Below are 24483 nucleotides of genomic sequence, written 5' to 3'. Positions count from 1 at the left end.
TTCACCTAACATAATTTTATAATATTAATATCCAATCTAATTTATAATACTTATAATATATAAACTTAATTACGAATAATTCGTATATATTGAAACTAAAAAAACATTGAAATAAAAAAGAGAGGCACTAGAAAGTACACTCTCTTTTGGTTTAATGAATAATTAAGTTGGTTGTACATAGATAAAAGAGGCCCCAATCCTATAAATTCCTTAATTATCTATGTACTAACTGCCCTAAAGAAATTGAAAAGGAAAGCAATACCTAATCAATATTTAGATTTCGAAATAAGCTAAAAACTTATTGATATTGAGCTAAAGCTTTTGCAAGAGCTGGTTGTGCATCAATAACTTGAGCACCTAAAGTTAACTCATCAGCATCTAATCCCATAGCAAGACCGTATAATTGAGCTAAGTGGAATACAGGGATGCTATAGTTAGTTCCGTATTTTTCGTTAACTTCTTTTTGACCTTGATCAAATTGTAAGTGGCAGAAAGGACATACGTTTACAATTGCGTCAACGCCAGCAGCTTCCATGTTGTCTAATTTTTCTTTAGTGAAACTTAAAGTTACATCTAAATCTCTGGATCTTAATCCTCCACCAGCACCACAGCACATCATTTTTTCTTCGTAAGGAATAGATTTTGCACCGGTGATTTCAACGAGATCATCTAAAATAGATGGGTTTTCAGCGGATTCTTCAATACCAATTTCATCGGTTGGTTTTAAGAAGTGACAACCATAGTGAACAGCAACATTTAAGTCTAAAGGTTTTTCAATAAGAGAAGCTAATTTTTCGTATCCAACATCGTCTCTTAAGATTTGAGCAAAGTGTTTTACGTTAATAGTACCTTTGTATTCTCTTCCTACTTCAGATAAAACTTCGTTAATTTCTGCTCTTTTTTCTTCATCTTCTTTTAACATGTGGTTAGCTTCAAATAATGAACCGAAACATCCATTACATTCAGTCATAATGTCAGCACCCATTTCTTCTGCAATGGTTAAGTTACGTGCTGCAATAGATGCCCATGTTTTTTCATCAAAAGAACCAAATACACCAGGAGCTGGACAACAGGATGCTCCTTCCATGTCTTTTAATTCAATATCTAATGCGTCAAATAAAATTCTTGTTGCTTTTTCAATACCCGGGTAACGGTTGTTCATAATACAACCTAAGAAATATGCAATCTCCATGTTATTATCTCCTAAAATTTATTTATTCTTTTAATCCGCCGGTTGCTTCATCGTAACCGATTAATTCATCAAATTCACATGCTTTACAAATAGTTTGTACTTCTTTTAAAGCTTCTGGGAATGAGTGAGTAGTTGGTGGTACTTCAGCAAGACCAATTTGTTTTCTTAAAGCTTTAGTTGCATCGTTAATAGGTACACCATGTCCAGTGTTCATTACAAATACACCAGTCATTTTGTGAGCTTTAGCCATGTAACCAGCATGAGCTGCAATGTTTCTTGCTTTTTTAATGATACCTACGATAGCTACACTTCTAGGACATCTTTCTTGGCAAGTGTAACAGGTAGTACACATCCATAAAGCATCATCGGAGATTACTTCATCTTTTAATCCAAGTAAACATTTTCTTACGATTTGTCTTACTTTATATGGAGTTCTCCTTCCTGAAGGACAAGTTCCACCACAAGTACCACATTGGAAACAATGTTTTACAGTTTCAAGACCAGCATCAATAAATTCAGCTGTGAAATCTTTGTCGATGTTTGAATCGTTTAACAATTCTGTATCATTTAATAAAGTCATATTATCTCTCTTTTTATTATTTTTTGAATCGTTGTTTTCAGCTTCTTTCTCAATTTCTTCAGACTCAACAGATTCAGGTTCTGCTGACTCGATTGTAGACTTTTCAGATTCATCTGAATTTTCCATATTTTCTACTTCTTTAAGCTCAGATTCAACCTCTTCTTCATTATCAGAAGTTGTTTTAGAAATAGATTTAGAAGATCCATCATCTTTTAATGATATGTCTTTTTTAGTTTCAGGTGCTTTTTCTTTGTTCATTTTTGAAATAGATTCAGAAGTTTTGGTTTCAGAAACATCATCCTCATTTTCTGAAGATTTAACATTAACGCGTACTTTTTCTTCCACGTTTGATTCTTTTTCAGAATTTTTGCCTGTTAATATCTCTTTAAGACGTTTTAAAATAGACATTGAAAACACACCATTTTTGGATAATCATAGGATCGGATTTCCTCAAATCCTAATAATAATTAAGAAAAGAAGCATATATAAAGGTTACTAAAATTTTCACTTGTGTAACCTAAAAGGTTACAGTATTTTGATAAATTTAAAATAAAAAGAATTAACATAATAAGTAATTGATAATAAAATAAATGAGAGTATATAAATGAATAGCAAATTCGAAATTAAATCACATGATGGCCCTGGAAGAATTGGAAAACTTGAAGATATACAAACACCCTGCATATTTCATGAAAAATCACTTAAAGTAGCTCCAAGTGAAGGATCTGCCTATAATGTTGACTATGAGATAGCTAAATGGAATGTTGAGCTTACCCTTAAAAAAGCAGAAGAATACAAAGATTCATGTAATATTGCAACAATACAAGGTTCCAAATATATTGATTTAAGAGTAGAATGTGGAAAAAGATTAGAAGAACTTGGATATAATGGTTTTTTAATTGCAAATTCTGATGACTTGCTCTTACATCCAAGAGATCTTGTTGATTTAATAGTTACTCTTAAAAAAGAATTAAAACCTACTAGCTATTTAATATTTACTTTTGCTGAACCTTCTTTCATGCCACTTCTATCATATATGGGAATTGATGGCTTTTTATCCAATTCAAGTGAATATTATAGCTATTTAAATGTTTTATTAACACCAACAAAAACTTATGAACTTGATACTTACCCTATTTATGAGGACATAAGTAGAGAAGAATTGGAAAAATATAATTTAAACACATTAAAATTTGTTATAAAAGAAATTCAAACACATATGAAAAATAAGTCTCTTAGAAATTTAGTTGAAGAAAGATCAAATACAAATCCTCAAAATATTTCAGCATTAAAAATTTTAGATAAAAAGTATATGGATTATCTATTAGAATATACTCAATTATATTAAATTGAGAAATATTCTAAATCCAATTGATTAAATTAAACTAAAGATATAAGCAAAACCACCTAAAAAGACACAAGTCAATATAAAAATAGATGCTTCAATGAAGTATTTTTTGTGTTCTTTAACATAGTCTCTTAAATTCTCTATATATCCATTAGTTGTATATGATTTCATTATTGTTTACCTCATTTTAAAAAAATAAAATTTTTCTCCATTATTCATTTTTCATTTAAAGTCTTCTTATCATTCATAGAATATTTTTTTTTACTTTTATATATAGTATTATATAATGCGAACTATATAAATATTGTCTTTTATTATTATAGAAATATTCTAAAACAATACAAAATTAAAATAAAAAAGTAAATGTTACAACAAACATGTCAATTTAAAATTGAACAAAAATATAATTTTTATTAAAGTAACTTAAATAAACTAAAAGAATTTTATAACAATTATTAACAAAGCCTGAAAAAAAATAGTGAAAAAAATTAGATAATTTCAAAAGAATTTATAAGATCATCATACTCTTTTAAAACATCATCAGAACTGTCAACAGTCCTAAGTTCAAAAATGTAGATATTGTTTTCTTCAATAAACACATATGTATAGATATCAAAATTAATTTGAGGAGTGTACATTACTGCATGAAGTTCAATAGCTTCTTTATTTGCTTTTAGGGCAAAATCAGAGCTGATAATAACCCCACCATCATCAGTGATTAAATCTTCCATCAAAGGTTTAAATTCTTCAATATCAGCCCTTGTTGGAAATTCAACAACATTTAAAAGATTTTCTTCACCTTTAGAAATAGTAGCTATACAATCAGGATTATTAGAAATATTAGCTTTTTCAACTTCCCAAGTAACTGGATATTTAAAAGAAACTTTACTGCTTTTAAAAGTTCTGAATTCTATTTTAATCACCTTTTTTATTTACATCAATAACCTCTTCAGCATCGGCTTCTTCAAGAGTGTCAATATATTTTGAAAATGGTTCTGGAAGTTTAGGCATTACTTCTTTTAAAATTTCAGCAGCATCAAGTTCTAAAGCTTGTCCTGATAATAATTGATTAGTATCAATATCAAACTCAAAAGGTTTCAATAAATCATTAGTAGGTACTCTTAAATTGATTTTATTTTTATTAAGAAGCATTTTAATCATACTAGTAGCACGAATTTCTTCATTGATTTCATCAACAGTACTGTTTATTTCAAATGCTATAGCTTTATTCTTTTCATTTACATCATGTTTGGCTTGTTCAATGGATTTATCAAGATGTTCAACAAGTTTTTTATTTCTTTGATTAATATTATCTCTTGCCTCATCAATAACAACATTAATAGCTTTTAAAATTGATTTATTTAACTCAACATTGTAAGCTAAAATCATTTTATTTTTATAATCAAGCTCTTTAAAAATAGCTATTCTTTCATCGTTAACCTTAACAAGTTTTTTATTTAATTTATCAATTTCATCCTTAGCTTTTAATAATTCTTCTTTTTCATCTAATTGATCTTTAAATGAAGCAATATCATCAAAAAATGAAGATTTTAAAGCAGATAATTGATTGTTTAAATGTGCAATTTCATTATCTTTTTCATTGATAATATCTTCAAAGTCTTTACGATTATTAGCAAGCAAATCTTTATATTCCTCTTCTTTTAAGACAACAACTAATTCATTGTCTTCAAAAGGGTCATCTTTTTTCAAACTAACCTGTTTCTGCTTAGATTCCTTTTCAATAACATTTCCATCTTTATCTTTACTAGAATACTTTTTAGTATAGACTCTGACAGTTCGTAAATTACTTTCTTCCATTTGAACACCATTTAAAAAAAATTTAGGTTTATAATTTATAATAAACCTATTTATAATATAAAAATTTAATGTTTTAAGTGGTATTTTTATAAAAAAAGAGCAATCTTTTAAAAAACAAGTTATGAAGATTCTTCTTTTTCAATCCATAATAACATAGCTTCTTCCATAGCTTTTGAATACCAACCTGTTTCAAATAACATCTTTGAAGAGGCTAACCGTCGAAAATTCAAATCCACTTCACTATTGACATTAATGGTAACACGCTTTACTTTTTTCATATACCATAGTAAGATTTTCTCTTACATATAGTGAGCAGTGTTTTTTTAACTAAATTTTATAAAAATCCTCATTAAAAAATACATAAAATAATTTTTTTGACAGAGTGGTAAAAAACCAAAAAATTAAGAAGCAAGATTTAAATAGTATAAAGTCTAAGTAAATATTGATATGAATAAATATTCATATCCTGGAGAATTAACACGACAATATTAATCGACCATTTTATAATCTCCAAATATAAAATAATTCATTGATTGATAGTAAAAAACTTAAAAGAGGTAGAAAATATTTTTTTTACCTCTTCCCCCATTAACTCTCTTTTTTTAAATTTCATTTAAAATATCAGGATTTGCACCAGCTATTTCAACTAAATATTCTGCTTCTACAATATGTAGCTTTGAAGGAATTATTATACAATGTAGAGGTTCACCAAAATCAAAATCAATTAAATCACCAATTGAACCTGCTTTAACAACAACATCTTTTGAACCAACACGGGCAATTCCAATAGCTAAGGTATCCTCTGTAATCAAACCCTCATGATCCAAATCATTTTTAATATTCATTAAATATTCTAAACCTTCATTAACAGACATGTACCTTTCTTTATGTGCCTGAATATCCAATAAAACTAAAGTGTGCATATCCATATGTAAATTCTCTTCAATAGCTTCATAAGGAGACTTTGGATAAAAATTGTAATCTGGAAATGGAATTGTGGTTACTTTACCAAATTTATAAGCTTGAAGACCAGAAATAGCTGGAGCAGAAGACAATATTGATGAACCATGAATAACTTCATATTTAATTCCTTTTTTAGCACATTGAACCAAAAATTCACTATGAGTAGTTGCAATTAAAGGATCACCACCTGTAATCAAAGCAACATCATTATCCTTAGCTTCTTCAATGAATTTACTTTCTTCTTCAACCTCACCCCTAACAAGAACCTCAATCTCTTTTCCAATAAGATTTTCAATAGCTCCGAAAGAAGATCCAAATAATCTTGAAGTAAAAAATTCAGCATAAATTTTATCAACATTTTTTAAACATTCCAAACCTTTCAAACTAATATCTTTCTCATCAAATAATCCTAATCCAACTAAATAAAACATGATAAAACACACTTACTATTTAATAAAATAAAAACCATATAATAATATAAAAACTGAAATATAAAAAGTTTAGGAAAAAATTACAATATCAGATAAAGAGGATACTATGAAAGCCGTGAAAGTTCCATTAAAGTCATTAAATGATACACGTAAAGCATTAATGGAAAAAAAATTAATGAATTTAGATTATAAAATTAAAACTAAAGATAATTATGGTTTTATTCCAATAAATGAAGAGGAAAAAATACCTGAAGAATATGAAATAGTTGATATTGACTTAGAAACTCTAAAAAGATATCCTAAAAATTTTACAGAGCTATTAAAAGATGTGTTAACAATAGAAGAAATTGAAGAATTAAAAACGTCCTTTGATATAATAGGAGATATTGTAATTGTTGAAATTCCAGAAGAGCTAAAATCAAAGAAAAAAGAAATCGGCAAAGCTACTTTAGAATTTACAAAAAGAAAATCAGTCTTTATGAAAAAAAGTGCAATACATGGCACTATAAGGATTAGAGACCTTGAATTAATAGCGGGAGAAGATAATGCTGTTACAATTCATAAAGAACATGGAACTAGGCTTAAATTAAATGTTAAAGAAGTTTATTTCTCACCACGTCTTGCAACAGAACGTAAAAGAATCGCAGATAATGTGAACAATGGTGAAAAAATCCTTGATATGTTCTGTGGTATTGGGCCATTTCCTATAGTAATAGCTAAAAATAAAAATGCAAATATAACTGCTGTTGATATTAACAGTGATGCTATTGAATATTTAGATGAAAATATAAGATTAAATAAATTAAAAGGAAAAATAAGACCCTTCTGCGGAGATATTAGAGAAGTAGCTAAAGAAAACTTTGAAAATGAAAAATTTGACAGAATTATTATGAATCTCCCGGGTCTTGCATTTGAATTTTTAGATTTGGCTGTTGATTTAATTGCAGATAATGGAGTAATAAATTATTATGAATTTTCAGACTCTTTTAGTCAAGGTATAGAACGTCTACAAAAAGCAGCCCATAAAAAGAATAAAAAAGTAGAGATTTTAAACACTAGAAAAGTAAAATCATCAAGCCCCGGAATGTGGCATGTTTCAATAGATGGAAAAATAATTGATTCTAATTAAAATAGAATCAATAATAAAAACTTTTTTTAAATAGGATCAATAATACCTTTTTCAGTTATAATTCCAGTGACTAATTCTTTAGGAACAATATCAAAAGCAGGATTAATAACTTCAGTTCCTTCAGGACATATCCTTGCCCCACCATAATAAATCACTTCATCAGCACTTCTTTCTTCAATTTCAGTATCAAATACAGATGCTTCAAAATCAAAGGTGGACAATGGTGCTGCAACATAAAAAGGCACATTAAAATGATTAGCAGCCAATGCAACCATTAAAGAACCAATTTTATTAACAACTCCTCCTTTTGCAATCCTATCTGCACCAATAACAACTTTATCAATTTTATTTTGAGACATTAAAAAACCAGAAGCTACATCAGGAATAAGTTTTACAGGAATATTTTCTTGTTGCATTTCCCAAACACTTAAACTAGCCCCTTGTCCACGAGGACGTGTTTCATCACAGATTACATTAATGTCTTTTCCTTCATTAAATGCTGCACGAATAACCCCTAATGCTGTTCCATAATCAACACAAGCTAAAGCTCCAGCATTACAGTGAGTTAAAATAGTATCTCCATCTTCAATAACTTCAGAACCATATTTTCCAATAGCTAAATTAGTTTCAATATCTTCATCAAACATTTTTAAAGCTTCATCTAGAGGATTTTCACTTTTAGCAACCCTATCAACAGCCCAAAATAGATTAATAGCAGTAGGTCTTGCTGCCTTAATTTCAGATGCAACCTTTTCCATATCTTCCCCTGCAAGATAACCTAAGGCCATTCCAAAAGCAGCAGCCACACCAATAGCAGGAGCGCCTCTAACAACCATATCTTTAATAGCTATAATCACATCTTTATAATTTTCACAATAAACATAAGTTAATTCATCTGGAAGTTTAGTTTGATCAATAAGTTTTAATTTGTTGTTTTCCCATTCAAGAGTTCTCATAATTTTACAACCTAAAAAAAAGATTAAAAAAAAAGAAAAGAGTAGAAGAGCATAAATAGTTAGTTTCTAATTTATAATTCTACAATAATGTAGATTTTTTTTATTTATTATGCCTTCTCTTCCTAATGATAAATAATCAAATGATTATCTATTATCAAAGATGTAAAAATACATCTGTTATTATATATTCTATTTAAAGTTATATAAATTTAATTATTCATTATTATACAGGGTTTAATAAAAAAGATTTATAATTGAACCAAAATATTACCCAGATTAAATTAAGATATAAAATAAAAGTGCTTTATTAAGCACTTAAAAGACACATTTAATAGAAATTATTTAACTGCATTAATCACAGTTTTACCATTCATATATGGAACTAATACTTCTGGAACTTTAATACTACCATCTTCTTGCTGATAGTTCTCAAGTAAACAGCAGATAGTTCTTTCAGTAGCTATTGCAGTACTGTTTAAAGTATGTAATATTTGTGCATCTCCAGAACCAGCTTTACCATAACGGGTGTTGGTTTTTCTTGCCTGATAATCTTTACAGTTAGTACATGAAACTAATTCTCTATAAGTGTTTGAACCTGGGAACCATGCTTCAAGGTCATATTTAATAGCTGCATTATCATTAAGAGCAGATGACACAATAGCTACTATTCTATAGGTTAATCCTAATTTTTGATACAACTCTTCAGTAACTTCCAATAACTGTTTATGAGCTTCTTTTGATTGTTCAGGAGTGGTATAAACAAATTGTTCAATCTTTTCAAATTGATGAACCCTAAATATTCCTAATGTATCTTTACCATGAGATCCTGCCTCTTTTCTGAAACAAGTTGATAAAGCACAGTATTTAATTGGTAATTCTTCAGGAGCAATGATTTCATTTCTGTGAATTGCAGCTAATGTTTGTTCTGCAGTAGCAATTAAATATAAATCTTCATTTTCCACCTTGTATAAAGTTTCTTCAAATTCACCTAATTCAGAGGTTTCTGCAGCAACTTCACCTTTAACAAAGAAAGGAGTTTGAAGTGGAATATAATCTTTAGCTTCTAATTCACTTAAAGCAAACCTAATTAAAGCTAAGTTAAGATGTAAGATATCTCTTTTTAAATAATAGAATCTAGCTCCAGATACTGATGCTGCTGTTTGTAAATCTGCCCCATCAATTTTTTCAATTAAATCAACATGATTTAATGGTTCAAAATCAAATTCAGGAATTTCACCATAGGTTTTTACAATAACATTATCATCTTCAGTATCAGATATAGGTACATCCTCATCAATAATATTACCTACTTTATACCTATTATCTTCACGTAATTTCATATATTCTTCAATTTTCGGACTTAATTCCTTAATTTCATTTGCAACACTTTTAGATTGAGCTATTACTTCATCAATAGTCCCATCAGCTTTAGCCTGTTTAAATGATTTAGATAATCTATTTTTTTCAGAACGTAAAAAGTTTAATCTTTTTTCACCTTCTCTCCATAAATTATCATATTCAATAACTTTTTCAGCTGTTTCAGTATCCTTAAATCTTTTTTTCTCTGAATCAAAAATTACTTCTGGGTTTTTCCTGAACAATTGTATATCTAACATAATGGTACCCTCAATTTAATAGAGTTCATCTAATAACATTTTATAAATTAAATTAGCAGTAAAATGATTTATTTTAATTTTTAATAAATGATAGCTAATTAAATAAAAATAAATTCACTATTATACACTCAAATAACAATTTATTATGAATTCCTTACAGATAAATTAGCTTTTAAATTAAAAATTAGTTAAATCTCATAAGTTTTATTATAATTATTAAAGTATTTATAAGTATATGAAATAGCTGCAATAAACTGCAATAATTGTTAAAGTAAGTGAAAATAAAATAAGAAAAAAAGAAAAATTAGTAATGACTTTGAGGAGCCATTCCTAAGTGATGGTCATGTCCTTTTTTACCAGGAATACCATATGCATCTGCTCTACATTGAGTACATGCTCTAAATACAGGAATTATTTCTTCAACTTCATCTCTAACTTTTTCCATCATAGCACAGTCTGGACGTGATAAATCTTTCATTTTACCTAATGGAATCAATGGTAAAACATTCATAAGAGCTGCTCCACGACTCTTAACTTCTTTAGCTATTTCTACAATGTGTTCATCATTAACACCTGGAATTAAAACAGTGTTGACTTTAACTACAATTCCATTTTCAGCAGCTTTTTGAACACCTTCAAGTTGATTTTTAATTAATATTTTAACTGCTTCAATTCCTTTTATAACTTTTCCATCATATTTAATGAAAGAATAAATATCTTTAGCTATCTCTGGATCAACTGCATTAATAGTAACAGTTACAGAATTTACTCCAAGTTCTGCCAATTCATCAGCATATTTTGGAAGTAAAAGACCATTAGTACTCATACATTTAATTAAATCTGGATGAGCTTTAGCTAATTTCTTAAAGAATTCAAAAGTTTCTTCATTAGCAAGAGAATCACCAGGTCCAGCTACTCCAACAACTGAAATAGGACCTTCAGAGGTAATATCATCAATATGAGCAATAGCATCATCAGGTTTCATTACGCATGAAGCCACTCCAGGCCTAATTTCCTCATTGTTTAAATCACGAGTACAGAAATTGCAGAAAATATTACATTTTGGTGCAATTGGTACATGAGCTCTTCCTACCTTATCATGCATTTTTTCATTGAAACATGGATGAGCTTTTGTAATGTGTGCAAATTTAGAACCATTATGTTCATTCATATTAATCACCACTCTCAATTATGTTTGTATATGTTCGAACAATATATAAAGTTTTCTATAATTCATCCATGTATTCATGAGCTTTCTCAATCCACTGGTCTTGAATTAATTCATCAGTAGCAACAACAGAAATGATATCTCCTTTAGATAAATCTTTAATTATTTTAAAGCCCTCAGGCAATATTCTAAAGATTGCATCATAAATTCTTCTTTGTAAATTAGATTGAGGATTATCTACCACCATATCATGAAGATCTAATTGATTTCCCTGAAGTTCAATATTATATCTTGTTGGCTGATAGATATCTTCCCTTGAATACATAAACCAAAGCTTTTTCAATATATTTGGAAGGAAATTCTCATTTTCAACAAATATATCAGTTACATCTTCTTCTTTTTTGTAAGAAAGCTTTGCAACATCTTCAAGTTTTGTAACACTAGAAGTTTTTTTCATTTTAATTACTAAAACGAAAACAGGGCCATCAGGATTAATAAATGCTCTTAAATCTTGAACAGAAGGTCCTAAAACTAAATCCTGAAATATTTGTTTAATAATCATTTCATATACTTCAGCACCTTTTTCATCATAGCATTCAACTAACATAAAAATCATCCCAGTTTATCTATTATCTTGTCTATGACCCATTCCAGAAACTAATAAAGCTGCTCCAACAGCACCAATATGTTGAGAATATTCTGGAACAATAACATCAATTCCACCTAACATTTCACTTACAGCTTCAACAAGTCCAGAGATTAAAGAAGTACCACCTACTTGTATAAGAGGTTCTCTTAAATCAATTTCTTGAAGTTGTTGTTCATAAACCTGTTCAGCTACAGAGTGACATGCAGCAGCTGCAGCATCAGCTTTAGAACCACCAGCTGCAAGAGTAGTAACTAAATCCTGAATACCAAATACAATACAGTAACTGTTTAATAAAGCATTACGGTAATTACCTTGTAAAGCTAAAGGACCGAGCTCTTCAATACTTACATCTAAACGACGGGAAGTCATATCTAAAAATCTTCCTGAAGCACCTGCACAGATACCACCCATAGTAAAGTTATCAGGAATACCATTGTTAACAGTAATGACCTTGTTATCCATACCACCAATATCTAAAACAGTAGCTTCCCCTTTTTGATGACCTGCTAAGTAAACTGCACCTTTTGCATTAACAGACAATTCTTCCTGTATAAGTTCTGCATTTAACTGTTTACCAATGTTTATACGACCATAACCAGTAGTACCAATACCATCAACATCATCAATAGTATATTCAGTTTCAGAAAATGCTTCATCAGCAGCTTTAAATACAGATTCCATAATATCCTTAGTATCAGTCCATCCAGTACCAATAACTTTATTATTTTCCATAGCTACCACCTTAGTAGTTGTAGAACCAGAATCAATACCTAAAGTTAAACCTTCTTGTTTTTCACGAGCAAGAATATTTCTACGTGTTACAGTAGTAGCTAATGCTTCCATACGAATAAATAATTCATCAGCTTTTGTTCTTTCAGTGAATGAATAAGTAACAACAGGAATACGAGTGTTGTCTTGGATAAATTTACGAACAGCATTTCTTACAAGTGCACCTTCTGCACATCTAAAACAAGTAGCAATAAAAACAGCATCTGCTTTACTTTTACCTTCAACAATAGACATTGCCCTTGCAATCATTAATCTTAAACTTGAACTTTGAGCAGAAAAACCAAATTTAGCACAAGCTTCCTCAATATAATCTAAATCAATTTCAGGAAGAATAATTTCAGCTCCAAAAGTAAGAGCAGCCTTTTCAATCTCTTTTTGAATACCACTATATTCTGTTCCACATGAAACTAAAGCAATTTTTACCATTTTTATTCCTCCTCACTTTCATCAAGATTATCTAAGAAATCATTAATTTGATTAACCATTAAGAATGTTTCATCCCTATCTGTAGGATATTTTACCTCTAATTTAGGTATTTTTCTTTCTCTAAGTAAAAATGTTGATAATTCATTAGTCCTAGCACAACCAACACAACCAAATCCAAAAGGAGCATCTTTAACAATAATAGCTGCTTCTGCTTCATCTATAAGCGGTCCTATTATTGACATTCTTCCACGAACTCCAGAAGGAACTTCAATAGCTGCATATTTAAGTCCTTTAATTGGATCTTCTTCAGTAATATTCATTGGGGGAGAATCTATTTCAGGGTCTTTAATTTTTTGTCTAATTTGTTTTTGAAGTGCTAAAGGAGTATGACCTTTTCTTTCAATTAAATCTGCTAAAATTAATGAATTTGGAGGATAAATAGCTACTTTAACCATATAATCACCTATTATTTAATCAATCTCATCTAAAATACTTTTAAATTCTTCAACTTTAATTGGTTTTTTCTCTTCAACTTCTACATCCCTACGTTGGCTCAATGCATCAGCAACATCACCAAGAATCCTATACTCATCTTCCATTTGATGGTAACCTTCTCTAGGTCCAAATCTTTGACCTCTACATCTTCTTGGGTCACCTGGAGCAAAGCCCCTATCTTTAGTGAATATATGATATTCATCTAATTTTCTAATCTCTTTAAGAGCTTTAAATACATCTTCTTTTTTACCACTAACCATAGCACCATAACAAGTATTTTTAATTGTAAGCGGTAAATCGAGCATATGCATTTCACTTACAATCTCTTGTTCACTTACATGGGCTCCAGGTGCTAAAATAATCATACGAGTTACAACATCAGGATCCCAATCTTCCTTACCTAATGTAGGGCTAGGACATAGATTCTGTGACATATAAAATCTCTCCTTCTTTAAGTTTTTCAATAATTTCAAAGTTGCTACAAACTAATCCAACAATATTAGTTGCACTAAATGACTCTGCAGTAGGTCCAAATTCATGATTATCCTCAGATCTGATACCAATTAAACCCATATTTTTAGCAGACATATTAGTAATACCAATTTCTCCTGCTTTAACAACAGTTTCAGGAGTTTTTTCAGGCACTAAACCTTTAGCATTCTTTTTATCTCCTTCAAATATTGTGAGTTTCATTCCAGGAACTGCAAAATGGACTTTAAGTTCACCAATTGGATTTTCGAGAAGACCAGTTAATTTTCTGAAGTACCAAGTAGATCTGTAAGCTTCAGGATACAATTGAATAGAACATAATTTATCCTTAGAAATACCTTTAGTAACAAGTTTTCCCTCTTTAAGAACATCTACAGTGAATTTAGGAGTCTGTTCAACAATAATTGCATCATCATCCACTACTCCTTCCCTAACATGTTCTATTCCCATAGATTCTAATAATTTAGAAGTTTCAGCTTGAGTAGTGTTTAAAGTCATTATTCTTTGTTGTTCAGATACAATGGTAATAAAATCATTTTCTTTAGCTATATCAATTATCTCCATACCATCTCTAATTTTACCAACAGTTGTATGATTTGGAGTTAAAACCCGATTTTCTCTATAGATATATAATTTACCAACACCTTTTCCAGAGTTTCTAACAGTGATTGTACCTCTTGTTCTAGGAGTTGTATCTTCTTTAGGTTTTTCTAATCCTTCTAACTCATAAAATCCTAAAAAAGAATCAGAATCATAAGAAACTTTAATTCTGCCATCTTTTATTATACTAAACAAATGTTCATCACAAATAGGTGACTTCTCATTAATATCTAATGAAACATAAGTGTATAATTCATTACCTTCTTTAAGTTCTATGGATAAATCACTGACAGAAGCAGTATCTGTTGTAGTACTTCTCTCAACAATCGGTTCAATGGATGTAACTTTATCATCATCATTTAATTTATCTAAAGTTTTCTTACCACCAATGATTTTTGCAAAAACCCCTTTATTATATGGTGGAACACTGTAAACATTAGTTACATTTTCTTTAATAAAAATTAAGTGTGTAGATTCATTACTAAAACTAGACAAACTTAGAACCACATCATTTTCGTAATAATCATATTCATCAGCAGTAGGTTCTAAGTCAGTAACAACAGGACCAATAGCTACTTCATTAGATGTAGACCAACGAATATTTAAACCATCAAACTTTTCATAAGAATCTTTCCAAAAGTCAATTAATTCTTTTGCATCAGAATCTTCAACTAATTGTAAAATAATGGATCCTTTAGTGGTTTTAATCTTATATTTATTAATATTCTTCTCTAATTCTTTTTTACCCTTAATTAAACAGAGTATACTTCCAGGAGTATATGGAGCACTGGTTTTATCAATTACTTCTTGAATTGTAGAACCTTCAGCAACCTCAATTTCCTCCCCATTAACTTTTATTAACATAGAATCTCCTAACTATTTTAACTAATAATATATAATTAAGTAAATATTAATTAATCATTCGCTTTTTTAAAAACAGGATTAACATTTTGGTTAAAAACTTCTAGTTTTTCATTATCCTTAACCAGATAAAGAGATTTATCTGAAGTAACTTCCCCTACAACATTAGATTCAATAGAGAAATCTTTTAAATAGTTAATAATATCATCACATTTATCTTCACTAGCTGTAAAAACAAAACCAGAACCAGGATAAGATTTTAGCCAGTTTTCCCAAGACACATCCTCATTTCTAGGAATATCTTCCAAATTAACAATAGCTCCTTTTTCAGATGCTTCTAAAAGCATTTCCAAAGTTCCAATGATTCCAGGGTTACTAATATCTTTACCTGATTTAACATAATCATTTTCAGCCAGATATTGAATTGCAGTGATTTGAGCACGGACTAACTCTGGATCCTTATCATAGGTAGTGTCCCAATTCAGTGCAAACTCTTCATGAGGTTTTCCATCTAAATCAATAGCTACAATAATTTTATCGCCAACTTCAGCACCAAAACTTGTAATAATCTTATCTTTCTGAGCAATACCAGCAATAGCCACCCCAATAGAGTCAACTTCACCATCAGGATGTAAGTGACCTCCAACCATTGGAACACCAAATTTTAAACAGCCATCTTTAATTCCAGCAAGTAACTGTTCATAAATCTCATCATTAGAAATAGACATTATGTTAACCATAGCAAGTGGTTTTCCACCCATTGCTGCAATATCATTAACATTAACTAAAACAGAGCAATATCCTGCCCAATAAGGATTAATATTCATTAATTGACCCCAGATACCATCTGCAGCCATTAAAATTACTTGATTATTGCCAATGTCAATAGCTGAAGCATCATCACCAATATCAATAACTACATCTCCAGAGACATTGTATGCCTCGTTTAATAAAGATATAACATTATCAATTGAATTTTTACGTGTTACACCTTCAAACTCTTGTATAGCTTTAACAAGTTCTTTAAAATCCAAAAAATACACCGTCACAATTTTATTATATATCTTTTATATTATATTTACAATTAATATTATTTAATATTTCAATTATGCTATTTTTAATATCTGATATATTACCTTTAGACTTTGGAAGTTCTAAAATAAAATTTCCTTTAAAAATTTCATTAAAAATTTCACCACCAACAATATCATCATGACCAGATTCAAGTTCAAATATCACTGATTTATCAGCTTTGAATCCATCTTCAACAACTTTATCCAAATCCCCATCAGTAATACCAATAATTGGAATATTAAACCTATATAATATATCTGATGAAATTAAAGTAGTGTCATCGCCTATTGTGACAACTGCATCCACATCCTTATATTTATACACATCTTCACCAGCATGATCTAGAAAAGCTATTTTAAATAAATCAGAAGAATGTTCTGCATTAATTATCCTTGGTGTAACCTTAGCTTTTCTAAGAAGCCCTGTTTTAATAATGGCTTTATCTAAGTCAATTTTACCAAGTTTTTCAAGCCCATGCTCTTTTAAAACTCCTCCTTTAATATCAACAATATAACCATTTTCAGCTATTAATGTAAGTTTATCAGAGTTGGATTTACCTATGACTACACTATTAACCATAATATTTTCATCAGGACTTACTCCATGAACTATTCTCTCTTTTTTAGCATTATCCACATCATCCTCTTTAAAGTGTTCATTATAGATTTCTTCAGGAGTGACTATTTTTAAGTTAAGTCTGCTTGCAATTTCTGAAGTTAAATCAACACAATCCCCCGTCCATAAAATAACACTTCCATCCTCTTCTCCAGGCCTTTCAATTTGAATTATTGGTGTTGGTGAATCTTCAATCTTATCTAAAAAATGATTAACTACCTTATATCCAAATACCTGACCAGTAACATGAGATTTACCATAATTTAAAAGAAATATTACATCAACATTATCATCATGGAATAATCTAATAGAATCACTTGGGACTAATTTACGGGAAATATCAATAGTATCCTCTAAAAAATTATCAATAACTGCAGTTCTCCCCATAGTTCCTCCTAAACGGCAGAAAACTTCCCCAAACTCTTTTAACAAATCAATAATTTTAACAACATAGCCAGAATCAATTATATTAGGTCCATGTACTACCACACCAATTCTCATTAAAACACCTTATAATTTAATCCTTTTTTTAAATAAGTTAGATCCACAAATTTCACAGTCATCAAAAGGGTAATCATCAGGATATTCTTTTTTACAACCTTCACATACTTTTTTCCAGTTATAAACCCCTTTTATCCCATCAGTTATAACACCAGAATAAGGAATACCAATTATTTTTAAAACATTTTGTATAGAATAATCATCAGAAATTACTTTAATATTTTTATTTTCATCTTTAATCATTAAAGCCAAAGCTATTAATTTTTTATCAGGGCCAGATAATCTTAAACTATCACCAGACTTAGAAATAATTTGATTGAGCTCTTTAATATATTTAGATTCAACATCCTGAATAACTAACTTACCATCCTCAATAGCAGCATCAAATTTTAATCTTGATTCGAAATCTTTAATTTCTGCTGTTATTTCTGGAACTGTGAGGTTGTTTTTTGTTTCTAACTGAAATCCATTAATGAAAGCAGAAGCATCCAAAATATAATAAGTTTCCATAAAATTACTATGTCCTATAAAATTTATAAATTTAGCCATTTAGTGTTTAAAATGGTAGAATTTCAATAGAAATTCCATGGAAATTCGATGGAATTTCGAATAAAGTATTTAAATAGACATAAATAATATTCTAATTAGTCAAGAGTTATATTATAAATAAAAAACTCTGTTTAAAAGCATAATCCAAATATAAAGAATAAATCGAGGTTCTTAAAATGATAAATCAAACTAAAGAGAACTACTCCACATTACTTAAGATAGAAGAAGATATGAAATTTTTGACCAAATCTGAAATAAGGCTTAAAATATTAAGATGTCTAAATTTTTCACCTAATTCCATCAAAGAAATTGTTAAAAAAACAGGATTAACCTATAGCTCTGTTTCAAGCAACATCAACAAGCTACAAAAAAGAAGAAAATTATAAAAAAGGACAATAAATTCCAATTAAGCCATATTACCCAAATCAACCTTGAAAATATACTTGATTTCCATAAAACTCTTGAATTAATAGAAAACTATGAAAAATTTTGGAATAAACATAACATCGACTTTATAAATCATAATGCACAGCAAAACCTAACAGATTTATATTCAGCCCAATTAATTGAGTCTACATCAATTGACATCTACAAAACACATAACACAATTAAAAAATATTTACTTAACTCTAAAAAGATAAAAGCTATTTTTCCTTATCTCCATCCAGATTATCCGAAGATAATTGAAACTCTTTTAGAAAATAATGGTGAAATTGAGTTAATAATCAATGATACAATCTATAATAATTTAATTTTAAAAATTAAAGAAGAAACAAGACAGGAAGCAATAAAAAATAATAAATTAATAGTACATTCCATTAAAAAACCAGTTAACATTTATTTAACTAGCTGTGAAACACATATGAGCTTAGGACTGTTTAAAAACGATGGTAGTTTTGATCAAAACAGAATTTTATTCTCATCTAATGAACGCTCAATAAAATGGGGAGACCAACTTTTCCAGGACATAAAAAATAAATTAGTAAGGTGAAAAAATGTCAAAAAATGAAAATCATGAATTTAAAAACATAAAATATATTTTAACTTCCACAATGAGGACAAAATTAATAATAAGCATTTATGAAAAAGAAAAAAATCTTGAAGAACTACGTAATGAACTTAAAAAACCTTCAGCAACAATATTGCATGGCCTGAAAGAACTTGAAAATTTAAATTTTGTTAAAAAAATAAATAAAAATTACTCCCTTACATCAAATGGGTATTTATTAGCTGTGAACATGTTAAAATTAATTGAAAATTGGTATTCAATAAATAAAAATGAAATATTTTGGAACAGACATGACTTAAAATGTATTCCTAAAGATTTATTGAAAAAATTATACCAGCTTAAAAATTCTTACTGTATAAACTCAACAAATGATGATTTATCCAAAGCACTAACAACATATATTGAACTTCTGGGAGAGTCTAAAAATTTAAAAATAATTTTACCAATATTTTCAGAGATACATATTGAAAATTTACTTAATTTAGTTGAAAAAGGAATTATAAATAATTTAAGCTTAATAACACGCGAAGAAATCATTGAATCAATAAATGAACACCCAAAATTTAAAGAAATCCTAAATTTAAACAATGTTAAAGTCACTACACTTAATCTGCCAATTAATATATTCTTAACCTGTAGCGATGAATTCATTAGTTTAACACTGTTCTTTAAAGATGGTCATTATGATGATTCGCAGTTATTAATAGATCGAAGCGAAGAAGGTGCAACATGGGGCAAATCATTATTTGAATACTATTTGGGGAAAGAAGATGATAAAGAAAAAATGATTGTAGAATAGGACAATGACAATATCAAAAACAATAATAGAAAAAAATAGTGTGAAAAAGAACCATGAAACATTAAATACAATTATACTTGGTAAAAAAGGTGCTGAAACTACTGTAAGAATAATTGATTTGTTATTTAAAAGACCACTTAATATCAATCAAATAGCTGAACAATTAGGAATGCATTACAATACAGCGAGTTACCATGTGAATTTGCTTTTAGAAAGTAAATTAATTAAGAAAGAAGGAGGAAATTATGGGGCAATCTATCTACCGGCAAAACTTTTAAAAGAGAATATACATACTTACAATAAATTAAAAGCAGAACTGCTTAAAAAGTAAGGTATGTGAAAATAATGAAAAGTGAAACTACAAAAGCTCATGAAAAATTATCAACAGATAAAATTATGGGGGGTGTCATAACATTAAGTGACTCAATTACTGATGTTAATGATGATATCTCTGGAAAAATACTAGCTGATGCAATTGAAACAAAATATACACTTGCATCTAGAAAACTAATCCCTGACGATGAAAATGACTTAACACAAGCTATTGAAGAAATGTTAGAAGATGTAGATTTCATTATTACAACAGGCGGAACAGGTTTGAATGAAAGAGATATTACTGTAGAAACTGTTGAAAAACTTTTTGATAAAAAAATGGAAGGTTTTGGAGAACTTTACAGACAAGAATCATATAAAGAAATAGGATTATCTTCAATATTATCAAGAGCTACAGCTGGAGTCTATAAAAAAACATTAATCTTTTCACTTCCAGGATCTCCAAATGCTGTAAAAACTGGATTGAGGATAATAATAGATGAACTTCCCCATATAGTATTTCATGCAAAAGGATAAAGAAATGAAGAAATTTATTCTTCATCAAAAAATTCATTAACTGAAATTAAAGGTTCTAAAGTAATTCCTTCTTTTTCAAATGCTTCTTTAGCACCTTCTTCCCTATCAACAACAACAAAAGCCCTCTTTACTTTACCGCCATTATCTTCAATAGCTTTAATAGCTTTAAGTAAAGATCCACCAGTAGTTGTAACATCTTCAACAACAATTACTTCATCATCAGGATTTAATTCTCCTTCAATAAGCTTTGAAGTTCCATAGCCTTTTTTCTCTTTTCTTATCATTAGTAAAGGAAGTTTTGATTCCAAAGATACAGCTGTAGCAATAGGAACTGCACCTAAAGCGGGTCCTGCAACTTTATCAATTGAATCATTAGAAATAGCTTCAGTAATTAATTTAGCTATTTCAGACAATATTAGTGGAAATGTAATAGCTTTTTTCATGTTAACGTAATAATTACTTTTTTTACCAGAAGCTAAAACAAAATCCCCTTCTAAAAAAACTTCATTTTCTTTTAATAAATCAATTAAGTAACCATTATCAACCATTTAATCAACCAAACCTTTTTAAATATCATCAACAGATTTAAGAATAATTTTATCTCCAATAACTCTAACAAAATCCATAGGAACAACATTTTCCCCATTAAATTTCATAGATTCTGAAATACCAGTTTTCTTAATAACTAAATCAGTAACTTCAAAGGTGTCTTTATCAATTTTTACATCCATAACTTTACCAATAATCTTCATATCAGAATCAATTACTTCTTTTTTTATAATATCAGCTAATATCCTCAATTAAAAAACCTCCACTAAACTGTCTATTAAAAAATATATATCTTAATACCTATTTATTAAAACTTTCTAAAAAAAAATAAAAAATAATCTAAATTATTTATTTAAAAAGCAAATACTTTCATCCTTTGCCATATCATGGAAAAATTCAAGAGAATCATTAGAAAAGTCAATAACTCTTATCATATCAAAAACATCCTCATTATAATCAGGATTAATTTCCCTTAATTTATTTTCATAATTATCAAATAAAGACTTATTAAATTCTAATCTGTTTTCATCCTCAAATATTGCACCATAGTAAATATCTGCTTCAACTAAATCCTGAAACATGTGACTTCCAAAGGATAACTCCGGCATATAACCTACTTCACTGTAAGATTCCTCCAAAATAGCTGAAAACTGACTAATATCTGCAAATACTACAGGCACCCCCAATTCTGGTGAAGAAGTACCAATTCTTCCAGGAACAATTAACATAGATTTTTTATCATGAATTTTACAATAACTGTTAATTTCACCAATTACTTTAGCTATTGAACTTTTTTTAGCATATGGATATTCATAATATTTATGAGGGTCTACATAAACAAGAATATCAATTTTTTCTTTACGTGATCTTCCCATTGAAGACTGTTTAATATGGAAATATACATTATTTTCAACATTAGGAATTTCAACATCCTCTTTATTTATTGAAACTTGAAGTGGCCTGCATTGTAATAAATTAACAACAAATGAATTATCATGACCCACATTAACAGTATACTCAATATCAACTGGATAATCATAGGCATCCTCTAAACTTTTAAGCAATTCTTTCATTATATAAATAAATTTATCATTGTTTACTAACCCATTACAGTTGACAAAAACAACTTCTCTTTTTTGGCCACGCTCCCTAAACCGCGCCTCAGTTTCCCTATCATGCTCAACAACAACTCTTTTTGCATATCTTGGCAGCACCTCAAGACCTTCATAAATAGAAATCTCATTAACTTTTATTTCATTTAAATCAATGACATCAAGAGAATGCTGAGAATATTTGTGTCTTTCAGCAATATTTGGCATTGTAATAGCTCTAGGTCTATCCAAATTAACAATACGTGGATAATCATTTTTAGTACGATCAACAGCTTTAGTTCCAAGACCCATTACAAGTCTTAACATTCCTGCATGATTATCCATTCCCGGAATAGGACAATAAGGACTATATGAAAATCCTACACCTGCAGCGGTTGGGAAAAAATAATCCTCATAATAAGAACCAGATACTCTTTGAACAAGCAAACCCATCTGTTCATCAGTATCATCTAAATCATTTAAAGAACGATATTCTAAAGCAGAAATATTCATAGTACTTGCATAAACTGTTTTAACTGCATCTTCAAAGGATTCTAATCTTTCTTCAATAGAACCTCTATTTACACAAAATACAGATTCATATTTACCTGCAAATGCATTACCAAAACCATCTTCAAGAAAACTACTTGACCTTACAATAATCGGGTTTTGGCCAAAATACTCTAAAACTCTCCTGAATTTCTCTTTAATATCATCTGGAAAAGTTCCTTCAAGTAAAGCATTTTCAAGTTTTTTACCTGCTTTATAGTAACCTTCTTTAGTTCTCTGCTCAACACGCATATCCCATAAATCATTAGCAACAATATATGTATAAAATAAATCAGAACCAATGTAAAATGAGTCATCAGGTTCAAAATAAGCATATAAATCTGGCCTATCTTTTTCTATAATCTTACGGGCAAGAAGCATACCACAAGCTTTACCTCCAATCATTCCACTACCAACCATACGATTATATATTGTGAAATAGTCTTCAGGAGTAAAATAATCTTTAACTTTGCAGGCAAGATTAGCATCTTTGGTCATCATAACATCACACATAAAATCACATTTATCAGAGATATCAAGACCATTTGAATGCTCTAATTTAGCTAGTGAAACAAATCTTTCCCAGCTATCAATATTTTGCTCATTATGATAATTTTTAGAAACATTAATCACTTTATAAAAATTACTTACATCAAGCCCATCAGTCAAGGTCTTAAGCTCACCTGTCTCTAAATCATATTTATGGCCTAGAAACATATTCTGAGAATATCTATTCCATACTTTTAATGGGTGAACATAAACATCTTCTCCATTAGAATATAAATCTAAAAATAGCTGTGTTGTTTCTCTAATTTTAGCTATTGCACTGAAAGAATGTTTACCCCTAATAAGTGGAAAATAAGCAACAGTATCAAGAGAAAATAGATAAGGACAAGTAACTCTAAAGAAATTACCCATCATCAAATCAGTAGACCAAACAGTTTGAAGATCAGATAAACAATCAAAAACATAAAAAGCATCAAAGCCCTCATGAGTAATGATATTATGAACTTCCAATGTAAAAGACTCAAACTGGTCATTAGGGTCTACCTGATAAATCTTAATTCCATTACGTTCAATCATTGCAAATTCAGAAGTTGAATCATTCCTTTTATATTCTAATTCTTTAAAATCATCTTCAGTCATATTAATTAAAGGATCATGCAATCCAAAATTAATATAAATTAAATTTCGACCATCTTTTAATGCTTGTTTAACAAAAGGTTCAACAAAATAAGAAAATTCTTTTAAATTAGACACATGCCATACAACATTGTCACCTAAACGAATATTATCTAAAGTTTCATCTAGTTGATGAATACCAGATTTTATTCTTTCAAAAGCAGCCATTTAAACATCCCCTAAAAATATTCAATTTTTAAGCGATA

Annotated in this window: 28 protein-coding genes; 7 read left to right on the top strand and 21 right to left on the bottom strand. The window is 29.1% G+C overall.

What is annotated here, in order from left to right; all coding sequences use genetic code 11:
* Window positions 1-298: 298 nt before the first annotated feature.
* A complete protein-coding gene (hdrB, locus tag MBBWO_RS04235; protein ID WP_116669634.1) occupies window positions 299-1192 on the bottom strand; it encodes a CoB--CoM heterodisulfide reductase subunit B in 894 nt (297 codons plus the stop codon).
* A gap of 22 nt (window positions 1193-1214) precedes the next feature.
* The gene (gene hdrC / locus MBBWO_RS04230; RefSeq protein WP_116669633.1) at window positions 1215-2180 is read right to left on the bottom strand and encodes a CoB--CoM heterodisulfide reductase subunit C; all 966 of its coding nucleotides are present in this window, start codon (window positions 2178-2180) and stop codon (window positions 1215-1217) included.
* A gap of 196 nt (window positions 2181-2376) precedes the next feature.
* Between hdrC and MBBWO_RS04225 the strand changes: the two genes are divergently transcribed.
* On the top strand, window positions 2377-3120 hold the full coding sequence (locus tag MBBWO_RS04225; RefSeq protein ID WP_116669632.1) for a tRNA guanosine transglycosylase family protein: 744 nt from the start codon (window positions 2377-2379) through the stop codon (window positions 3118-3120).
* Between the two features lie 27 nt (window positions 3121-3147).
* On the opposite strand, the gene MBBWO_RS08120 is transcribed toward MBBWO_RS04225, so the two are convergent.
* The 5 genes from MBBWO_RS08120 to dph5 form a co-directional block, all read right to left on the bottom strand.
* The gene (locus tag MBBWO_RS08120) at window positions 3148-3291 is read right to left on the bottom strand and encodes a hypothetical protein (protein WP_165807926.1); all 144 of its coding nucleotides are present in this window, start codon (window positions 3289-3291) and stop codon (window positions 3148-3150) included.
* Window positions 3292-3608: 317 nt separating this feature from the next.
* On the bottom strand, window positions 3609-4043 hold the full coding sequence (locus tag MBBWO_RS04220) for a PsbP-related protein (protein ID WP_243408464.1): 435 nt from the start codon (window positions 4041-4043) through the stop codon (window positions 3609-3611).
* The gene (locus MBBWO_RS04215) at window positions 4036-4938 is read right to left on the bottom strand and encodes a hypothetical protein (RefSeq protein WP_116669631.1); all 903 of its coding nucleotides are present in this window, start codon (window positions 4936-4938) and stop codon (window positions 4036-4038) included. Before MBBWO_RS04215 ends, MBBWO_RS04220 begins: the two co-directional genes overlap by 8 nt.
* A 119-nt stretch (window positions 4939-5057) precedes the next feature.
* Window positions 5058-5216, bottom strand: a complete 159-nt coding sequence (locus MBBWO_RS08115; protein ID WP_165807925.1) for a hypothetical protein — start codon at window positions 5214-5216, stop codon at window positions 5058-5060.
* A gap of 324 nt (window positions 5217-5540) precedes the next feature.
* A complete protein-coding gene (dph5, locus tag MBBWO_RS04210) occupies window positions 5541-6332 on the bottom strand; it encodes a diphthine synthase (RefSeq protein WP_116669630.1) in 792 nt (263 codons plus the stop codon).
* Between the two features lie 106 nt (window positions 6333-6438).
* On the opposite strand from dph5, the gene MBBWO_RS04205 reads away from it, so the two are divergent.
* Window positions 6439-7461: a class I SAM-dependent methyltransferase gene (locus tag MBBWO_RS04205; RefSeq protein WP_116669629.1), complete on the top strand. Its 1023-nt coding sequence runs from the start codon at window positions 6439-6441 to the stop codon at window positions 7459-7461.
* Window positions 7462-7487: 26 nt separating this feature from the next.
* Here MBBWO_RS04205 and mtnA read toward each other — a convergent pair whose 3' ends face one another.
* The 11 genes from mtnA to MBBWO_RS04150 form a co-directional block, all read right to left on the bottom strand.
* Complete coding sequence (gene mtnA, locus MBBWO_RS04200; protein ID WP_116669628.1) at window positions 7488-8417, bottom strand: S-methyl-5-thioribose-1-phosphate isomerase; 930 nt, start codon at window positions 8415-8417, stop codon at window positions 7488-7490.
* Between the two features lie 338 nt (window positions 8418-8755).
* A complete protein-coding gene (gene serS, locus MBBWO_RS04195; protein WP_116669627.1) occupies window positions 8756-10033 on the bottom strand; it encodes a serine--tRNA ligase in 1278 nt (425 codons plus the stop codon).
* A 304-nt stretch (window positions 10034-10337) separates the two neighbouring features.
* Window positions 10338-11204 carry a radical SAM protein gene (locus MBBWO_RS04190; RefSeq protein ID WP_116669626.1) on the bottom strand — a complete coding sequence of 289 codons (867 nt, stop codon included), beginning with the start codon at window positions 11202-11204 and terminating at the stop codon, window positions 10338-10340.
* Window positions 11205-11259: 55 nt separating this feature from the next.
* Window positions 11260-11808, bottom strand: coding sequence for a methanogenesis marker 17 protein (locus tag MBBWO_RS04185; protein ID WP_116669625.1), 549 nt, complete (start codon window positions 11806-11808; stop codon window positions 11260-11262).
* Window positions 11809-11823: 15 nt separating this feature from the next.
* On the bottom strand, window positions 11824-13065 hold the full coding sequence (locus tag MBBWO_RS04180; protein ID WP_116669624.1) for a methanogenesis marker 15 protein: 1242 nt from the start codon (window positions 13063-13065) through the stop codon (window positions 11824-11826).
* Window positions 13066-13067: 2 nt separating this feature from the next.
* Window positions 13068-13520 carry a methanogenesis marker 5 protein gene (locus tag MBBWO_RS04175; protein ID WP_116669623.1) on the bottom strand — a complete coding sequence of 151 codons (453 nt, stop codon included), beginning with the start codon at window positions 13518-13520 and terminating at the stop codon, window positions 13068-13070.
* A gap of 15 nt (window positions 13521-13535) precedes the next feature.
* The gene (locus MBBWO_RS04170) at window positions 13536-13994 is read right to left on the bottom strand and encodes a methanogenesis marker 6 protein (protein ID WP_116669622.1); all 459 of its coding nucleotides are present in this window, start codon (window positions 13992-13994) and stop codon (window positions 13536-13538) included.
* Complete coding sequence (gene mmp3, locus MBBWO_RS04165) at window positions 13972-15513, bottom strand: methyl-coenzyme M reductase-associated protein Mmp3 (RefSeq protein ID WP_116669621.1); 1542 nt, start codon at window positions 15511-15513, stop codon at window positions 13972-13974. The genes MBBWO_RS04170 and mmp3 overlap by 23 nt, the downstream gene beginning before the upstream one ends.
* A 50-nt stretch (window positions 15514-15563) precedes the next feature.
* Complete coding sequence (locus MBBWO_RS04160) at window positions 15564-16553, bottom strand: methanogenesis marker 2 protein (RefSeq protein WP_394340361.1); 990 nt, start codon at window positions 16551-16553, stop codon at window positions 15564-15566.
* A 13-nt stretch (window positions 16554-16566) separates the two neighbouring features.
* Window positions 16567-17700, bottom strand: coding sequence for a DUF2117 domain-containing protein (locus MBBWO_RS04155; RefSeq protein ID WP_116669619.1), 1134 nt, complete (start codon window positions 17698-17700; stop codon window positions 16567-16569).
* 9 nt (window positions 17701-17709) lie between these two features.
* Window positions 17710-18210 carry a type II toxin-antitoxin system VapC family toxin gene (locus MBBWO_RS04150; protein WP_116669618.1) on the bottom strand — a complete coding sequence of 167 codons (501 nt, stop codon included), beginning with the start codon at window positions 18208-18210 and terminating at the stop codon, window positions 17710-17712.
* Window positions 18211-18425: 215 nt separating this feature from the next.
* Between MBBWO_RS04150 and MBBWO_RS08230 the strand changes: the two genes are divergently transcribed.
* Genes MBBWO_RS08230 through MBBWO_RS04130 form a run of 5 tightly spaced genes read left to right on the top strand, consistent with a single transcriptional unit; the run spans window position 18426 to window position 20906 of the window.
* The gene (locus tag MBBWO_RS08230; protein ID WP_165807923.1) at window positions 18426-18635 is read left to right on the top strand and encodes an ArsR family transcriptional regulator; all 210 of its coding nucleotides are present in this window, start codon (window positions 18426-18428) and stop codon (window positions 18633-18635) included.
* Complete coding sequence (locus MBBWO_RS08285) at window positions 18629-19240, top strand: helix-turn-helix transcriptional regulator (protein ID WP_455429687.1); 612 nt, start codon at window positions 18629-18631, stop codon at window positions 19238-19240. Before MBBWO_RS08230 ends, MBBWO_RS08285 begins: the two co-directional genes overlap by 7 nt.
* 4 nt (window positions 19241-19244) lie before the next feature.
* On the top strand, window positions 19245-20057 hold the full coding sequence (locus tag MBBWO_RS04140) for a helix-turn-helix transcriptional regulator (protein WP_116669617.1): 813 nt from the start codon (window positions 19245-19247) through the stop codon (window positions 20055-20057).
* 4 nt (window positions 20058-20061) lie between these two features.
* Window positions 20062-20388: a winged helix-turn-helix domain-containing protein gene (locus MBBWO_RS04135; RefSeq protein WP_116669616.1), complete on the top strand. Its 327-nt coding sequence runs from the start codon at window positions 20062-20064 to the stop codon at window positions 20386-20388.
* A gap of 14 nt (window positions 20389-20402) precedes the next feature.
* Window positions 20403-20906 (top strand): MogA/MoaB family molybdenum cofactor biosynthesis protein, encoded by a 504-nt coding sequence (locus MBBWO_RS04130; RefSeq protein WP_116669615.1) that lies wholly within the window; start codon window positions 20403-20405, stop codon window positions 20904-20906.
* A gap of 14 nt (window positions 20907-20920) precedes the next feature.
* Here MBBWO_RS04130 and pyrE read toward each other — a convergent pair whose 3' ends face one another.
* The 3 genes from pyrE to MBBWO_RS04115 form a co-directional block, all read right to left on the bottom strand.
* Complete coding sequence (gene pyrE / locus MBBWO_RS04125; protein WP_116669614.1) at window positions 20921-21454, bottom strand: orotate phosphoribosyltransferase; 534 nt, start codon at window positions 21452-21454, stop codon at window positions 20921-20923.
* A gap of 18 nt (window positions 21455-21472) precedes the next feature.
* On the bottom strand, window positions 21473-21706 hold the full coding sequence (locus tag MBBWO_RS04120) for a PRC-barrel domain-containing protein (RefSeq protein ID WP_116669613.1): 234 nt from the start codon (window positions 21704-21706) through the stop codon (window positions 21473-21475).
* A gap of 93 nt (window positions 21707-21799) precedes the next feature.
* Window positions 21800-24445, bottom strand: a complete 2646-nt coding sequence (locus tag MBBWO_RS04115; RefSeq protein ID WP_116669612.1) for a PEP/pyruvate-binding domain-containing protein — start codon at window positions 24443-24445, stop codon at window positions 21800-21802.
* Between the last annotated feature and the right edge of the window lie 38 nt (window positions 24446-24483).

This window comes from Methanobrevibacter woesei (assembly GCF_003111605.1).
Classification (GTDB): Archaea; Methanobacteriota; Methanobacteria; order Methanobacteriales; family Methanobacteriaceae; genus Methanocatella; species Methanocatella woesei.
The sequence above is the reverse complement of the archived record's forward strand: the minus strand, read 5'-3'. Positions and strand labels throughout refer to the sequence as shown.

Excerpts from the sequence above, each read along its gene's own strand:
- hdrB (WP_116669634.1), bottom strand. The coding sequence starts at position 1,192 with ATGGAGATTGCATATTTCTTAGGTTGTATTATGAACAACCGTTACCCG.
- hdrC (WP_116669633.1), bottom strand. The coding sequence starts at position 2,180 with ATGTCTATTTTAAAACGTCTTAAAGAGATATTAACAGGCAAAAATTCT.
- MBBWO_RS04225 (WP_116669632.1), top strand. The coding sequence starts at position 2,377 with ATGAATAGCAAATTCGAAATTAAATCACATGATGGCCCTGGAAGAATT.
- MBBWO_RS08120 (WP_165807926.1), bottom strand. The coding sequence starts at position 3,291 with ATGAAATCATATACAACTAATGGATATATAGAGAATTTAAGAGACTAT.
- MBBWO_RS04215 (WP_116669631.1), bottom strand. The coding sequence starts at position 4,938 with ATGGAAGAAAGTAATTTACGAACTGTCAGAGTCTATACTAAAAAGTAT.
- MBBWO_RS08115 (WP_165807925.1), bottom strand. The coding sequence starts at position 5,216 with ATGAAAAAAGTAAAGCGTGTTACCATTAATGTCAATAGTGAAGTGGAT.
- dph5 (WP_116669630.1), bottom strand. The coding sequence starts at position 6,332 with ATGTTTTATTTAGTTGGATTAGGATTATTTGATGAGAAAGATATTAGT.
- MBBWO_RS04205 (WP_116669629.1), top strand. The coding sequence starts at position 6,439 with ATGAAAGCCGTGAAAGTTCCATTAAAGTCATTAAATGATACACGTAAA.
- mtnA (WP_116669628.1), bottom strand. The coding sequence starts at position 8,417 with ATGAGAACTCTTGAATGGGAAAACAACAAATTAAAACTTATTGATCAA.
- serS (WP_116669627.1), bottom strand. The coding sequence starts at position 10,033 with ATGTTAGATATACAATTGTTCAGGAAAAACCCAGAAGTAATTTTTGAT.
- MBBWO_RS04190 (WP_116669626.1), bottom strand. The coding sequence starts at position 11,204 with ATGAATGAACATAATGGTTCTAAATTTGCACACATTACAAAAGCTCAT.
- MBBWO_RS04185 (WP_116669625.1), bottom strand. The coding sequence starts at position 11,808 with ATGTTAGTTGAATGCTATGATGAAAAAGGTGCTGAAGTATATGAAATG.
- MBBWO_RS04180 (WP_116669624.1), bottom strand. The coding sequence starts at position 13,065 with ATGGTAAAAATTGCTTTAGTTTCATGTGGAACAGAATATAGTGGTATT.
- MBBWO_RS04175 (WP_116669623.1), bottom strand. The coding sequence starts at position 13,520 with ATGGTTAAAGTAGCTATTTATCCTCCAAATTCATTAATTTTAGCAGAT.
- MBBWO_RS04170 (WP_116669622.1), bottom strand. The coding sequence starts at position 13,994 with ATGTCACAGAATCTATGTCCTAGCCCTACATTAGGTAAGGAAGATTGG.
- mmp3 (WP_116669621.1), bottom strand. The coding sequence starts at position 15,513 with ATGTTAATAAAAGTTAATGGGGAGGAAATTGAGGTTGCTGAAGGTTCT.
- MBBWO_RS04155 (WP_116669619.1), bottom strand. The coding sequence starts at position 17,700 with ATGAGAATTGGTGTGGTAGTACATGGACCTAATATAATTGATTCTGGC.
- MBBWO_RS04150 (WP_116669618.1), bottom strand. The coding sequence starts at position 18,210 with ATGGAAACTTATTATATTTTGGATGCTTCTGCTTTCATTAATGGATTT.
- MBBWO_RS08230 (WP_165807923.1), top strand. The coding sequence starts at position 18,426 with ATGATAAATCAAACTAAAGAGAACTACTCCACATTACTTAAGATAGAA.
- MBBWO_RS04140 (WP_116669617.1), top strand. The coding sequence starts at position 19,245 with ATGTCAAAAAATGAAAATCATGAATTTAAAAACATAAAATATATTTTA.
- MBBWO_RS04135 (WP_116669616.1), top strand. The coding sequence starts at position 20,062 with ATGACAATATCAAAAACAATAATAGAAAAAAATAGTGTGAAAAAGAAC.
- MBBWO_RS04130 (WP_116669615.1), top strand. The coding sequence starts at position 20,403 with ATGAAAAGTGAAACTACAAAAGCTCATGAAAAATTATCAACAGATAAA.
- pyrE (WP_116669614.1), bottom strand. The coding sequence starts at position 21,454 with ATGGTTGATAATGGTTACTTAATTGATTTATTAAAAGAAAATGAAGTT.
- MBBWO_RS04115 (WP_116669612.1), bottom strand. The coding sequence starts at position 24,445 with ATGGCTGCTTTTGAAAGAATAAAATCTGGTATTCATCAACTAGATGAA.